Here is a 13,201-nt window from a genome sequence, read left to right on the forward strand (position 1 = left end):
GGCAAGAGAATGTCGCGAAAGGGAGCTACGGCATTATTATTGCAATGCAGCATCCTATTTGATCCGGGCGCGCCGGTAGCGCCGTCAGACCAGCGTCACGCTCTCCGCGATGGCGGTAATGCCGCGATTGCCCGATCCGTCGCGACCCAGCTGGACGATCACGTCGATCACGCCGGCCGCATAGGCGATCGTATCGCTGCGGGTGAGGCCGATGCCCGTCTGCATGACCATGAGCGCGAGTTGTTCGAGCGCACCGCGCAGCGAGTTCGCATGGATCGTCGAGAAGCTGCCCGGGTGGCCGGTGTTGATCGCGCGCAGGAAGCTGACGCTCTCCGCGCCGCGCAGTTCGCCCAGCACGATGCGGTCGGGCCGCAACCGCAATGCGGCCTGCAGCAATTCGTTGGCAGTAACCTTCGCTTCGCCCAGTTCGCCCTTCACCGCGACGAGCCCGATGCCGTTCTCGCCGGGCAGGCGTAGTTCGGGCGTATCCTCCACGAGGATCACCCGTTCCCGCTTCGGTATCTCGCCGAGCATTGCGTTGAGGAAGGTCGTCTTGCCGGTGCTGGTGCCGCCGGAAATCAGGATCGTCCGCCGCGCCGCGATCGCCGCGCGCAGGAACGCGACCGGTTCGGCCTGCGGATCGGGCATGTCGGGCGCGATTTCCCCACCCAGCGGGCCGGTGTCGTAGGCGTCGAGCGGGAGATCGAGCCGGCGGTGGCGGCGGATCGCCATCGCCCAGTGCCGCCGCGCTGCGGGCGGACCGCAGAACTGGACGCGTGCGCCGTCGGGTAGCGTCGCGCCGAGCAGCGGGTGCTCGCGGTTGATGCCCTGGTGACTGACGCGGGCGACCTGTTCGGCGAGGCGCTGGACCAGCCGGTCGTCGATCTCGGGCGCATCCACCTTGTGCATCCCGCCCCGTGCCGCGTCTTCCACCCAGACCTCGCCGGGCCGGTTGACGAGGATTTCGGTGACGGTGTCGACCTCCAGCCAGCGCTGGAACGGCGCGAGGTAGGCGTCGAGGTAGACGCTGCGCTCGGCCGCCGGCGGCAGGGTGACGACGTCGGCCATGCGCTTACTTGACCGCGGAGAAATCCAGATCGCGCGCGGTGAAGACGCGGATCGGCTCGCCCGCGCGCACGCGCACGGTGGGCGCGATCTGGCCGTCCTGTTGCAGCGCGGTCGAGGCGGCGTTGGCGCCGCCGCCCAGCACGACCGAGGCGCCGCCGGTGGCAAGCCCGCCGATCACCGAGAGCAGCATCGAGGACCCGAAGCGCTTGAAGAAGTGGCTGTTGACCTTGCCTTCGAGCCCCGTCGTGCCATCGAAGCCGATGGCCGGTGAAGCGAGATTGACCGAGGCGCCGTCGGGCCGGATGAGCCGCGTCCAGATGACATAGGCGCGCTTCTGTCCGCCCTGCAGGCCCGACTGATACTGGCCGATCAGGCGGCTCGAGCGCGGCACCAGCGTGCGCGTGCCGTCGAAGCTGCGCACGTCCTGGCTCACCACCGCGCGCACGTAACCGGGCACATCGGTATTGATCGCGGTTTCGAGCACCGCGGGGATCAGCGTGCCCTGCGTCACGGTGGTGGTGGGATTGACCATCGCCGCGGCGCGCGCCGGAGCCCCGCCCACGCCGCCGATCTTGCTGGCGAAATCGTTGGCATTGCCCGCGCTCGACCCGTCGCCGACCGGCTGGCCCGGAGCCGCATCGCCGATACCGCCGCCCGCCGCCGCGCCTGCGTCGAACACTACCGTGGGGTTGGAGTACGGGTTGGCGACCGGGGCCGGGGAGGCGCCGGGCATGGCCGCAAGGACCGGCTGCGGCGCGGGATCGGACCGGACGAACCCGGGCGAAGGCTGCGCCGCAACCGGCTGGGCCACGTCCACCGTCGTCACCGCCTGCGGCGGCACCACGGGCGCCTGCTGCGCCGCGACCTGCTGCCCGCCGACGCTTTCCGGCTTCTCGGTCCGCGCGGCGTTCATGCTCCACAACGTCACCGCGCCGAGCAGGCCGATGATACCGACCCCGGCGGCGAGGCCGAGCCCGTCGGACTTGCCCTTGCGCTGGGTGACCGCGGGAAAGGCATTGCGGCTGGCGAGATCGATGATCTCCGCGCTCTCGCCCTCGCGCGGGTCGAGGTCGTTGGCGCTTTCCGCGCCGGGCTTCTTGGCCGGCAGTCGCATGGCGAGGCGCATCAACGGTCTCCCTGGGTGGTACGGGGCATGGGCATGTCGGACCGGGCGAGCGCGGCCTGCGGGCTGGCGACTTCGGGCGCGGCGCGCCCGGCTTCGCGGACCGGCCCGCCATTGGTCAGGGTGGCGGCATCCTTGCCCGAACGCAGCACGATCTCGCGCGGCACGCCGTCGACGACGATCACGTCGCCGCGCACGGTGAAATTGACCGGCCCCTCGGTACCCGCCTGGTCCTTGATCAGGATCGCCGGAACGGCAGTCCCCGCGGGCCAGGAAAGGAAGGTCGCGGTGCCGTCGTCGTAAGTGCGCACGGGCAGCAGCTTGCGGTCGCCCTTGGCCGCCCACGCGAAGTTGAGTTCGGCCGGATCGACCACCGGCTGCGGGTCCGCCAACGCGGCCAGTTCGGCGTCCGTCGCGCCGGTCGCGGCGGCCAGCTGTGCCGCGGGCTTTTCCGGTTCCTCGGGATAGGTAAAGCGCATCACATAAAGCGGCCGCGCACTCGGCGAGGCGACTAGGTCGAACAGGTAGGTATACTTGTTCGTCACCACCGTCATGTTGGTCGAGGCGGTGGTTGCCAGCGGCTTCACGAACAGGAGGTTCGCCCGCTTGTTGGGCGTTACCTGCCACGCCTGGGAATCGCCGATCGCGACGTTCTCGATGCTTTCGTCGTCGCCGAACTGGATGGTCGCCTGGACCTTCGTCTTGCCCTCGATCCGGACGACCTTGCCCGCGTCGTAGAACTTCTCGACGATGCGCGCGTCGTCGGCCCGGGCGGGGGCGAGGCCGGCGGCAGTCCCGGCGAGGAGGGCGAGCGCGAGTGCAGCGCGGATCATTTCGTTTTCTCCGAAAGACGAGGGGGCGCGGACTTGAAGCGGCTCCCGATGCCGCGAGCGCGCCCGGCACCCGGCATGGCCGGGGCGGCCTGACCGGAACCTGAAGCAAGGGTGTTGTTGATGACGCGCACGTCGCGCGCGCCCCCGCCGGCATCGTTGGCGGCCGGGGCGGTGGCGAATGCGGCCACGGGGATGCGGCGGTCGGTCGGCCCGGCCCCCGATCCCGCGCCCGCGCCGGCGGCAGCCGCTCCGGTCGCGCCCACGGCACCGGCGGACGGGGCCACGCTCGAGATGACGGTGGCCGCGCGATCGGCCTTGTCCATGCGGTCGGGCACCATGCCGAACACCCGCCAGCCCGACACCATTGTGCCGGCGACCTTCAGCACCATGATCATCAGCGCGGCGTGCACCGCGCCGATGACGAAGAACGCCATCGCCGCCTGCGGATCGACCTGACCCGGTGTCGCCACGAGCGAGGCGAGGACCGGCACCGCCAGTTCGAGCATGATCGATCCGCCCAGGACCGCGAACAGCGGCACCAGCGCGAGCATAACCAGTCCCTTGAGCCAGCCAGTGAACATGCCGCGCGTACTTTCGAACAGGGCCATGACGACGAAGACCGGGCCGACCGCGACGAGCACGGCCAGCGCGATCCGCGCGGTCACCAGCACCCCCACGGTGCCGAGCAGCAACAGCATCGCGCCCAGCCACAACATGCCTTCGGGACTGAATGCGCCGACGTCCTTGCCTTCCGTCTGCGGAGCGGCCTGCTGAAGTGCCTGGAAGACCACGTCGATCTTCTGCGCGAAGACCTGCGTTGCGCTGCCCTGGCTGCCGGTGATGAGGGTGGCGATCTCGTCGGGGCCGCCGATGGCGAGGTTCCAGACGAGCGTGGAGTAGGCGACCCAGCTGGTCACCAGCGTAAGGACGACGCCGATGGTCATCATGCGCGGGGTGAGTGAGCGGACCGAAAGGTTCGCCCGGCCGAGCAGGAGGTTGATCCCGAACCACGCGACGAACAGCGTCAGCAGGATCGTCAGCACCGTGACGAGCGCCCCGCCCGGCGCGAACAGCCGGCCGAACGCGCCCGCAATGGATTCGTTGGCGACGCAGTCGACCGCCCGCAAAGCGGCGGCGATGCCGCTGCCGACGCCCTGCGCGGCGTTGTCGCAGGCCGCGCTCATTCGGCGGCCAGCTTGAAGTCGGGATCGGCGCCATCGTCGGCGACCGTGGCGCCGCCGGGCCAGGCATGGCCGGTGAGAGCGGGGAACCAGTCGGCGGGATTGTCGCCCACCGCCTCGCGCAGCAGATCGAGCCGGCGCACGGTGCTCTCGCGGCCCGACAGCACGGCGAGCACTTCGGGCGCGCCCGACAGGTCGAGCCGCACGACGACGCTCGCATCGGGCTGGCGGATGAGGAACGCGCGGCTGTGCGCGGGAAGCGAACGGATCAGCGCCAGTTCGTGATCGGTGAGGCCGAACCCGTCGCAATAGTCCTCGGCCCGTGCACGCGCGTTGGGCATGAAGACCATCGTCGCGGTCTGCTCGACCAGCGCGGTCGCGATGCGGCTTTCCAGCGCATCGCGCGCCGACTGCGTGGCGAAGCCGACCATTGCGTTGCGTTTGCGCAGCGTCTTCAACCAGTCGCGGATACGCGCGGCGAAGATCTCGTCGTCCAAAGCCTTCCAGCCCTCGTCGATCAGGATCATCGTCGGCTTGCCGTCCAGACGTTCCTCGATCCGGTGGAAAAGGTACATCATCGTCGGCGTGCGCAGCCGCGGGTTTTCGAGCAGCGCGGTCATGTCGAACCCGAGCACGCGCGCACCCAGGTCCAACTGGTCGCGCTCGTTGTCGAACAGCCAGCTGTTCTCCGCGCCCGCGATCCATGCATTGAGCCGGTCGGCAAGATCGCCCGGTTGCGGCCGCCGCGTGCCGCTGAGCAGTTCGCGGAAATGGCGCAGGCGGCGCAAGCTGGCATCGTTGGCGTAGGCCGCATCGACCGCCCCGGCGATCGTCGCCAGTTCCTCCGGCCCTTCGGCCTTGAGCAGCACGGCGAGCCAGTCGCGCAGGAAGGCGCGGTTGCCGGGGGTGTCGGGCAGCGCCAGCGGGTTGAAGCCGGTGGGTTCGCCGCTGGCGATCCGGTCGTACCGGCCGCCGATCCCGCGGATGAAGAGTTCGGCGCCGCGATCCTTGTCGAAAAGGATGGTGCGGGGGCTGAATTTCTGCGCTTGCGCGGCGAGGAAATTCATCACCACCGTCTTGCCTGAACCCGACGGACCGATGACGGTGAAGTTGCCGAGATCGCCGGTGTGGAAATTGAAGAAGAACGGCGTCGCACTGGTCGTCTGCAACAGCGTCACCGCGTCGCCCCAGTGGTTCCCTTCCGCCTGCCCCAGTGCCATGCCGTGGAGCGATCCGAAGCTCGCCATGTTGGCACTCGAGATCATCGCGCGGCGGGCGATATAGCCCTCGTTGCCGGGAAACTGGCCCCAGAACGCGGGCTCCAGATTGGTATCCTCCCGCACGACGATCGCGCCGGTATCGGCGAGCGCGGCGGCGCACTGGGCGGTCGCCTCGTCGAGGTCGGGCAGGGTCGCCTCGCGCACGAGGACCGTCAGGTGGTGATCGCCGAAGCCGACCGCGCCGTTGCCCAGCGCATCGCGCGCGGCGAGCATGTCGCCCCGCTCGGCCATCGCTTCCTCGTCGGCGCTCTTCAGGCGGCGGATCGCAAGGTCCATCCGCTCGCGCGCGGTGGTCCGTTCGGACGGCGCGTAGCTTTCCGATACGATCATCTCGAACGGCTGGCGCAGGAGCGCGTCGAGCAGGCCGGGGCTGGTCGCTTCGGGATAGTCCTTGAGGCTGAGGATCGCCGCGAAATCCGGCTCGCCCGACCCGCGCAGTTCCATCGCGTCGAGCCCGAAGCTCGCCCGGCGATAGGGCAGCATCTGGCCGATGTCGGTTTCTTCGGCCGGGCGGCGCACGGGCCGCATCTCGCCGTTGTAGAGCGCCGAAAGAAGCTCGAGGATCTCGTTGTTGGTCGCCCCGCTCGGCCCCGTGTAATCGCCGAGCAACGCCGCGCCGTAGGCTTGCAAGCTCGCCACCAGGCCGGTCGCCGCCGCCTTCAACGTGCGCACGTCCTTGGGATCGGCTTCGGCGACCTTCTGGCCCTTCTTCGACCACATCTTACCGGCCTTTTCGGCGAGGCCCGCCCGCCCGCGCGCGGGGCGGCGGATGAGGGTGACGAACTGGTCGTTGACGAACAGCGATCCACTGCCGAGCCGTTCCTGCCACTTGGCATCGATATGCGCGGTCAGGGGATCGGGAAAAGCGGCGTCGAGCTCGATCGCCACCCGCCGGCGAATGACGTGGTGGTACATCACGAACCGGGCGTCGAGCGTGGAGCGCAGCATCACCTCGCGCGTGGCGGCGTGATGGTTGAGCGCGTCGGAATCCTCCGTCTCGAACAGGAGGCCGGGCACCTGCAGCGCGGTCATCACGCTGCCGTCGCGCAGCAGCACGGTGTTGCCGTCGACGAGGCGCGCGTAGGGAAGCCGGTCGCCCGCACGGGCTTCCTTCGCGCTCCAACTCGCGGCCCCGATCCACTTCTTGCTCATGATGTCTCGATCCCCATCATGCCGCGTAGCTGTTGCAACCCCAGCGCTTCCAGTTCTTCACCCGCGGGCACTTGCTGACCCGGGTCAGCCACAGGTCGAAGAAGCGCGGTTCCCTGAGGCAGGCGAAATAGCCGACCATGTGGAAGGCCAGCGCGGCGGGCAATGCCCACCAGCTGCCGGTGATCAGGAACAGCTCGGTTGTCAGCGCGAAGTTGATAATGAAATAGTTATACGTCACGCCGGCGAACATCTGCGGCCGCGTGAGCGCGCGATGGACGGGGTGGCGCACCAGCTCCACGGGTCAGGCGCCTGCCGCCGCGCCCTGGATGCCCGCGACGATGCTGGCGGCGCCGAACAGGATGAACACGCCGATGATCACGGTCGCCCCGAAGCGCCAGTTCAGCCGGCCCGTCAGCATCATGAAGCCGACTGCAGCCACCGCCATCACCGCGACCGCAGTCGCGACGTTGCCCAGTAGCGTCCCCTGCAGCCAGCCGAGCGCGGCCACGATCGGCCCGGATCCCTGCGGATCGGTCGCCTGGGCGAAGGCAGGGCTCGAAGCGGCGAGAAGCGCCAGCGGAAGGAGGCGAGTGGTCGGACGCATGGACTAGTTTTTCTCCCGTGAGTGATCGGAAAGCCGCCCCATGATGGACGATACGTAAGTCTGGGTCTCGCGAATGCGCGGGATGCCGTTTGCGGCGATCACCCGGCCCGGCCCGGCGTTGTAGGCGGCCAACGCCTTCTCGATGTTGCCGTCGAACCGGTCGAGCTGTTCTCGCAGGTACCGCGCCCCGCCTTCGAGGTTGGCGAAAGGGTCATCCGGATCGACCCCGAGATAGCGCGCAGTTCCCGGCATCAGCTGGGCGAGGCCGCGCGCGCCGACCGGCGAACGCGCACCGGCGTTCCAGCGGCTTTCCTGCCAGACCAGCGCCTCGATCAGCGCGGGCGAGAGGTCGAACCGACTGGCGAGTTCGAAGACCTTGGCTGCGTAGACCGCGGGCACCACACCTGCCTGCCGCGCGGCATCGGCAATGGCCTGCGGCGGGACCGAAAAGTCGGCTGCAAGTTCGACGATGGCCGGCTCTTCGGGAGCCAACATGTCGTTTTCCTGTGCTGCGGGAACCTGGACGGCCAGTACGCCGTTCACCCACCGCGCACCGTCTGGCCCAACCTCCATGACATCGGCGTGCGCGGGCACGGCACCGCACAGCAGCGCCACCCATACAATACCGCTCGCACGCGCGAGAATCATTACGCGAACCCTCCGTCCGGTGCCCCTGCCTACACTAAGTGACACGGCGGTGACAGATTCCTGAACGACCGGACCGGACAGTTCACCCTTAATACGAAACGGCCCGCCGGGACAATCCGACGGGCCGCAAGGCTGTTCGAGTGCTCTTCTCGAATAATATCGTGGGGTTGTCCGCTCCCAGGATCAGCGCATGGCGGTGCGCACTTCGCTTGCCAGGCCGCCCCGATCGAGTGCAGCCAGTGCCCGTAGCGCAAGGCGGCGCGATTCCACCCACTCGCCCGATGCGACCTCGAGATCGTAGCGCTCGCTCGAAGCGGCCGCGCGCTCGAACATGGTCCGCGCCCTGTCGCGGTCACCTTCCATCGCATAGGCGACGCCGAGGTTGATGAGCTTCGCCGGGTCATCGGTCGCCAACGGATCGGCGGCGATCGCCTCGACGGCGCGCTCGCCGTCGCCGGCGATGAGTGCATCATAGCCGATATCGGCCGCGGCCGGTGCCGCCTGACCCATCGCGATGACCGCCAGAATGCCGGTAATGCCCATGATCCGGACTCCTCTCGTTATGTTCCTTGAGCGTTGCCTACTCCCACCCTGAAGCTTCGCGCAACAATTCCGTAACAATGTCATTTTTGCGTAACAAACGCCCTCGTTGACGACGCATTTGTCGCACGACCGTCATAGTTAAGTCGCTTTCTTTTCACCGAAATCTTGCAACCGAACTGTCACGCAGCGGGCCTAGCGGGCGAGTCGGGGCGGGCGAAAAGCGCGCGTCGATTCCAAGCTTTCTCGGTTTTTGAGGGGACCGTCGTGAACACCATCAAGCGTACCATCGTGCTCGGCTGCGGGCTGTCGATCTTGACCGGCTGCGGTGCAGACGATGTCGCATCGCCCGGCACCACCGGCGACGTGAACGTCGTCATCACCACTCCGGCCCCGCCCCCGCCCCCGCCGCCGCCGACGAGCACAGTCGTGACGCCGGCCGGCGCGTGCCCCACGCTGACGAACGATGCCAGCGTGGTCCTGACCGATCGCGGAACGATCAGCGGCCCGACCGGCGGCTACCGGATCTGCGAGTTGCCGAGCCTCGTATCGCGCAGTGTCACCCTGCCCAGGATCACGGGCGTGCTTTACGCAATGAACGGCCGCGTCGACGTCGGCTGCGACGGAGGTTTCTCCGCGCCGACCTCCGGTGCCCCCTTCGCATCGACCACGGTCGGTTGCGGAACGCTGACCGCCGATACCAACGTGACGCTGACGATCGAACCCGGCGTCGTTCTCTATGCGCGCACCGGCCAGTCGTGGCTCGCGGTCAACCGCGGCAACAAGATCAATGCCGTCGGCACCGCCAATGCGCCGATCGTCTTCACCAGCCAGGACAATGTCGCCGGGCTGAACACCGACAGTTCGATCGGCCAATGGGGCGGTGTGGTGCTGCTCGGCCGAGGCCGGGTGAGCGACTGCTCGGTCGGTACGGTGGCCGCCGGCACGTGCGAGCGCGATACGGAAGGTGCGATCAACCTCGCCCGCTTCGGCGGCGCGGACGATGCCTACAACGCCGGCTCCATGCGCTACGTCCAGATCCGGTATTCGGGCTTCGTTCTGAGCGCGAACGCCGAACTGCAGGCGATCACGACCGGAGCGGTGGGCTCGGGCACCACGCTCGAGTACATCCAGTCGCACAACAGCTCCGACGACGGCGGCGAATTCTTCGGCGGCGTGGTCAAGATGAAGTACTACGTCGCGACCGGCGCCGACGACGACAGCCTCGACGTCGATACCGGTGCGCGGATGAGCCTGCAGTATGCGCTGCTCCTCCAGCGCCCCGGACAGGGCGATGCGCTGATGGAGATCGACTCCAACGGTCGCGAGACCGATACCCCGCGCACCAACCTGAAGGTAGCGAATTTCCTTGCTCTGCAGCCGCAGACCAGCAGCAACAGCGAGAGCAACGACAAGGCATCCACGCTCTTCCGCGGAAACGCCGACGTCACGCTCTACAACGGGGCGATCATCACCCCCAACAACGAGTGCATCCGCCTGACGGGCGCTGCCGACGCCTCGGTCCGCACCACGCTGGCCGCGCGGTCGGTGGTCCTGCAATGCAACAGCGCCAAGTATATCGGCGACGGCAGCTACGATGCGGCCAGCGTCGCGGCGGCGTTCGGTTCGGGCGCGAACAACAACAACGACGCCTTCACGAACACGCTGACGATGACCTTCGTCAACGGCGCGAACGAGAACGCGGTGGTCCCGACCGATCCGACCGGCCTTGCCACCGGGACCGCGATCCCTGCCGGGTTCTTCACCGCCAGCCCGAGCCCGTACCGGATCGGCGCCGCGTGGGCCGAGAACAGCTCTTGGTACAAGGGCTGGACCTGCAACAGCAGCTACGCACCGCTCGGCGGCGGAAGCGCCTGTACCTCGCTGCCGACCAACTAGGCGGCGGCTGCCCGAAACGACGGGGGCGGCTGCCTTTGGAGCGGTCGCCCCCGAATTCCATCCGATTACCTGGAACCGAGGGGGTTCTCCCATGTCCATCTCGCTGCGGCTGGCCGGTGCGCTGCTGATCACCAGTGCGCTGACCGCGCCCGAACTCGCGCTCGCCCAGAGCCAGACCGACGCTTCGCCCGCGCCGACCCCGCCGACCGGCGAGGACGTCGCCGAGCCGCAGCCTGAAACGGACATTCCCAACGAGCCGGGCCCCGACCAGGCGGCGCAGGAGGAAACGGAAGTTTCGGTTCCCGGCGGCGCAGGCGCGATCATCGTCACCGGCCGCCGCGACCGCAATGTCGCGCGCAGTTCGGACCAGGTGGTCTCCGTACTCGGGACCGCAGAGATCGCCCGGACCGGCGAAGGCAACATCGCCGGCGCCCTGTCGCGGGTGACCGGCCTTTCCGTGGTCGGGAACGGGTTCGTCTATGTCCGCGGCCTCGGCGATCGGTACAGCCTGGCGCTGCTCAACGGTAGCCCGCTGCCCAGCCCCGAGCCGCTGAAGCGCGTCGTCCCGCTCGACCTGTTCCCGACCGGCGTGGTTTCGTCGTCGCTCGTGCAGAAGAGCTATTCGGCAAACTACCCCGGCGAATTCGGCGGCGGCGTCATCAACCTCACCACCAAGACCACACCCGACGAGCCGTTCCTGTCGATCGGGTTCGGCGTTTCGGGAGATACCGAGACGACGTTCAACCTCGGCTACACCTACTACGGCAGCAAGACCGACTGGCTCGGCTACGACAACGGCAGCCGCGATGCACCGCCGGCGTTGCAGAACTATTTCGACAGCGGACTGCTGATCGGCACCGACCCCGTCGATTCGACCGCGATCGCGCGCGAGCTGGTCAATTTCCGCAACGGTGTGGTCCAGCGCGACTATTCGACGATGCCCAACTTCTCGGGGAGCCTGTCGGCCGGGAAGACGTTCGCGCTGGGCAGCGTGGACCTCGGCGTCATCGCGGCGGCGGGCTACAGCAACAAGTGGCTGACCAAGGACATCGTCCAGCAGGCTTCGCAGAGCGCCGACCTGTCGAGCCTCGAAAAGGACTTCCGCAGCGTCAACACCGACCAGCGGATCCTCGTCAACGGCCTGTTCGGGCTCGGCCTCGAATTCGGCGACAACAAGCTGCGGTGGACGAACGTCTATATCCACGACACCGTCAAGAAGGCCTCGCTCGCGCTGGGGCAGAAGCCGGCGCAGAACGGCGGGACCGATTTCCTGCAGCAGCGCACCGCATTCTACGAGCGCCAGCTGATCGACACCCAGCTGACCGGCGAATTCCGCATCGCGCAGGACGTGACCGCCGAATTGCGCGGCACTTACGCCAACACCAAGCGCAAGGCGCCGGGCGAACTGACGTTCGAATACGTCCGCACGAATTCCGCCGCCGACCCGTTCGGCGCGTTCTTCGTGAACCGCCTCAACAACGGCAACGGCGGCAACGGCGGCATCACCTTTTCCGATCTAAACGAGGACCTGTGGGCTGGCGGGGCGGACGTGACCTGGCGGGTCATGCCCCCGCTCGCCTTCACGGCGGGCGGCGCATATTCGAAGACCGACCGGTTCAGCTCGCGGCGCGATTTTCTGATCCTTGCGCCCAACACGTTCCAAGGCAGCACGCAGGCGGTGAGCGCCATCGGTCTGCTCCGCCCCGACCTCCTTCTCGGTCCGAACATCGTCGACGCTGTGGGTATCGGACTGATCGAGACCGACCCCGGCACGCCCGCTTTCGACGCGGGGCTGGAAATCAAGGCCGGCTACCTCAAGGGCAACTGGGCGATCGGCGACATTTCGATCGACGCAGGCGTGCGGTACGAGGACGCGACCCTCACGACCTCGCCGGTGCAGGTCTTCACCTCGGTCCCGCCTTCGGTTCCGCCGACCTCGCAGCAGAACGCCTACTGGCTGCCTGCAGCGACGGTAACCTGGGACATCGGCGGCGGCAGGCAGGTGCGCCTCAACGCCTCGAAGACCATCGCCCGCCCGCAGTTCCGCGAACTCATCGCGCAGCCATATTACGATCCCGACAGCAATCGGCCCTATCGCGGCAACCCGCTTCTGGTCGACAGCCACCTGTACAATGCCGAGGCGCGGTTCGAATGGTACTTCGCCCCCGAACAGCGGGTATCGCTGGCGGGCTTCTACAAGAAGATCGACAACCCGATCGAGGCGTTCGTCACCGGGATCGACTTGCTCACGAGCTACGCCAACGCGCCTTCGGCCAGCCTCTACGGCGCCGAATTCGAACTGGTGAAATACACGCCGCTCAGCGGCCTCGGCGGCGGCTTCTTCGCTCCTCGCCGCCTGGTCGGCATCGTGAACTACACCTACACCCAGTCCGAACTGTCGGTCGGTGCGAATGACAGCGTGGCCGTCTTCGGCGCGGCATCGACCATTGCCACCGACTACTTCCGCGATGGCTCGCCGCTCACCGGACAGTCGGATCACATCGTCAATCTGCAACTCGGTCTCGAGAACGAGGATCGCCTGTCGCAGCAGACCCTGCTGCTGTCCTACGCCAGCGACCGCGTGGTCAGCCGCGGCCTCAACGGCTCGCCGCCCCAGCCCGACGTGATCGAAAGTCCCGGCCTGCAGCTGGACTTCGTGTGGCGCGAAGGGTTCAGCCTGCTGGGCGCCGAACTGGAAGCCAAGTTCGAAGCGCGCAACATCTTCGGCCGCGGCCACCGAGAATTTCAGCGGGCCGGCGAAAACCAAATCGAGATCAACACGTATGACGTGGGTACGACGCTGGCCGCATCGGTCGGCCTCAAGTTCTGATCTAACCGGGCAACCACCCTTGGGGGCCGTCCACCGATACGGT

Annotated in this window: 11 protein-coding genes; 2 read left to right on the plus strand and 9 right to left on the minus strand. The window is 67.7% G+C overall.

Going from position 1 to position 13,201, the window contains the following annotated elements:
• Positions 1 to 84 precede the first annotated feature (84 nt).
• From virB11 to D4766_RS04915, 9 genes are all read right to left on the minus strand, one after another.
• Positions 85 to 1,068, minus strand: a complete 984-nt coding sequence (gene virB11, locus D4766_RS04875) for a P-type DNA transfer ATPase VirB11 (RefSeq protein ID WP_120716430.1) — start codon at positions 1,066 to 1,068, stop codon at positions 85 to 87.
• 4 nt (positions 1,069 to 1,072) lie between these two features.
• A complete protein-coding gene (locus tag D4766_RS04880) occupies positions 1,073 to 2,194 on the minus strand; it encodes a TrbI/VirB10 family protein (RefSeq protein ID WP_234024895.1) in 1,122 nt (373 codons plus the stop codon).
• The gene (locus tag D4766_RS04885) at positions 2,194 to 3,024 is read right to left on the minus strand and encodes a TrbG/VirB9 family P-type conjugative transfer protein (protein ID WP_120716431.1); all 831 of its coding nucleotides are present in this window, start codon (positions 3,022 to 3,024) and stop codon (positions 2,194 to 2,196) included. Before D4766_RS04885 ends, D4766_RS04880 begins: the two co-directional genes overlap by 1 nt.
• Positions 3,021 to 4,208, minus strand: coding sequence for a TrbL/VirB6 family protein (locus tag D4766_RS04890; RefSeq protein WP_120716432.1), 1,188 nt, complete (start codon positions 4,206 to 4,208; stop codon positions 3,021 to 3,023). The genes D4766_RS04885 and D4766_RS04890 overlap by 4 nt, the downstream gene beginning before the upstream one ends.
• Complete coding sequence (locus D4766_RS04895) at positions 4,205 to 6,637, minus strand: VirB4 family type IV secretion/conjugal transfer ATPase (RefSeq protein ID WP_120716433.1); 2,433 nt, start codon at positions 6,635 to 6,637, stop codon at positions 4,205 to 4,207. The genes D4766_RS04890 and D4766_RS04895 overlap by 4 nt, the downstream gene beginning before the upstream one ends.
• A gap of 16 nt (positions 6,638 to 6,653) precedes the next feature.
• Positions 6,654 to 6,935 (minus strand): VirB3 family type IV secretion system protein, encoded by a 282-nt coding sequence (locus D4766_RS04900; RefSeq protein WP_120716434.1) that lies wholly within the window; start codon positions 6,933 to 6,935, stop codon positions 6,654 to 6,656.
• A gap of 3 nt (positions 6,936 to 6,938) precedes the next feature.
• On the minus strand, positions 6,939 to 7,241 hold the full coding sequence (locus D4766_RS04905; protein ID WP_120716435.1) for a TrbC/VirB2 family protein: 303 nt from the start codon (positions 7,239 to 7,241) through the stop codon (positions 6,939 to 6,941).
• Positions 7,242 to 7,244: 3 nt separating this feature from the next.
• Complete coding sequence (locus tag D4766_RS04910; protein WP_234024896.1) at positions 7,245 to 7,889, minus strand: lytic transglycosylase domain-containing protein; 645 nt, start codon at positions 7,887 to 7,889, stop codon at positions 7,245 to 7,247.
• A gap of 183 nt (positions 7,890 to 8,072) precedes the next feature.
• Complete coding sequence (locus tag D4766_RS04915) at positions 8,073 to 8,432, minus strand: hypothetical protein (RefSeq protein WP_120716436.1); 360 nt, start codon at positions 8,430 to 8,432, stop codon at positions 8,073 to 8,075.
• A 264-nt stretch (positions 8,433 to 8,696) separates the two neighbouring features.
• Between D4766_RS04915 and D4766_RS04920 the strand changes: the two genes are divergently transcribed.
• Together D4766_RS04920 and D4766_RS04925 are read left to right on the plus strand one after the other, a co-directional pair.
• Positions 8,697 to 10,328 (plus strand): beta-helix domain-containing protein, encoded by a 1,632-nt coding sequence (locus D4766_RS04920; RefSeq protein WP_120716437.1) that lies wholly within the window; start codon positions 8,697 to 8,699, stop codon positions 10,326 to 10,328.
• Between the two features lie 91 nt (positions 10,329 to 10,419).
• Positions 10,420 to 13,158 carry a TonB-dependent receptor domain-containing protein gene (locus D4766_RS04925; RefSeq protein ID WP_120716438.1) on the plus strand — a complete coding sequence of 913 codons (2,739 nt, stop codon included), beginning with the start codon at positions 10,420 to 10,422 and terminating at the stop codon, positions 13,156 to 13,158.
• Positions 13,159 to 13,201 lie beyond the last annotated feature (43 nt).

It is taken from the genome of Tsuneonella amylolytica, from assembly GCF_003626915.1.
Lineage (GTDB): Bacteria > Pseudomonadota > Alphaproteobacteria > Sphingomonadales > Sphingomonadaceae > Tsuneonella > Tsuneonella amylolytica.

What these genes read in the sequence shown, in the direction of transcription:
- D4766_RS04915 (WP_120716436.1), bottom strand. Translation starts at nt 8,432, where the DNA reads ATGGGCATTACCGGCATTCTGGCGGTCATCGCGATGGGTCAGGCGGCA.
- D4766_RS04890 (WP_120716432.1), bottom strand. Translation starts at nt 4,208, where the DNA reads ATGAGCGCGGCCTGCGACAACGCCGCGCAGGGCGTCGGCAGCGGCATC.
- D4766_RS04925 (WP_120716438.1), top strand. Translation starts at nt 10,420, where the DNA reads ATGTCCATCTCGCTGCGGCTGGCCGGTGCGCTGCTGATCACCAGTGCG.
- D4766_RS04910 (WP_234024896.1), bottom strand. Translation starts at nt 7,889, where the DNA reads ATGATTCTCGCGCGTGCGAGCGGTATTGTATGGGTGGCGCTGCTGTGC.
- D4766_RS04895 (WP_120716433.1), bottom strand. Translation starts at nt 6,637, where the DNA reads ATGAGCAAGAAGTGGATCGGGGCCGCGAGTTGGAGCGCGAAGGAAGCC.
- D4766_RS04885 (WP_120716431.1), bottom strand. Translation starts at nt 3,024, where the DNA reads ATGATCCGCGCTGCACTCGCGCTCGCCCTCCTCGCCGGGACTGCCGCC.
- D4766_RS04880 (WP_234024895.1), bottom strand. Translation starts at nt 2,194, where the DNA reads ATGCGCCTCGCCATGCGACTGCCGGCCAAGAAGCCCGGCGCGGAAAGC.
- virB11 (WP_120716430.1), bottom strand. Translation starts at nt 1,068, where the DNA reads ATGGCCGACGTCGTCACCCTGCCGCCGGCGGCCGAGCGCAGCGTCTAC.
- D4766_RS04905 (WP_120716435.1), bottom strand. Translation starts at nt 7,241, where the DNA reads ATGCGTCCGACCACTCGCCTCCTTCCGCTGGCGCTTCTCGCCGCTTCG.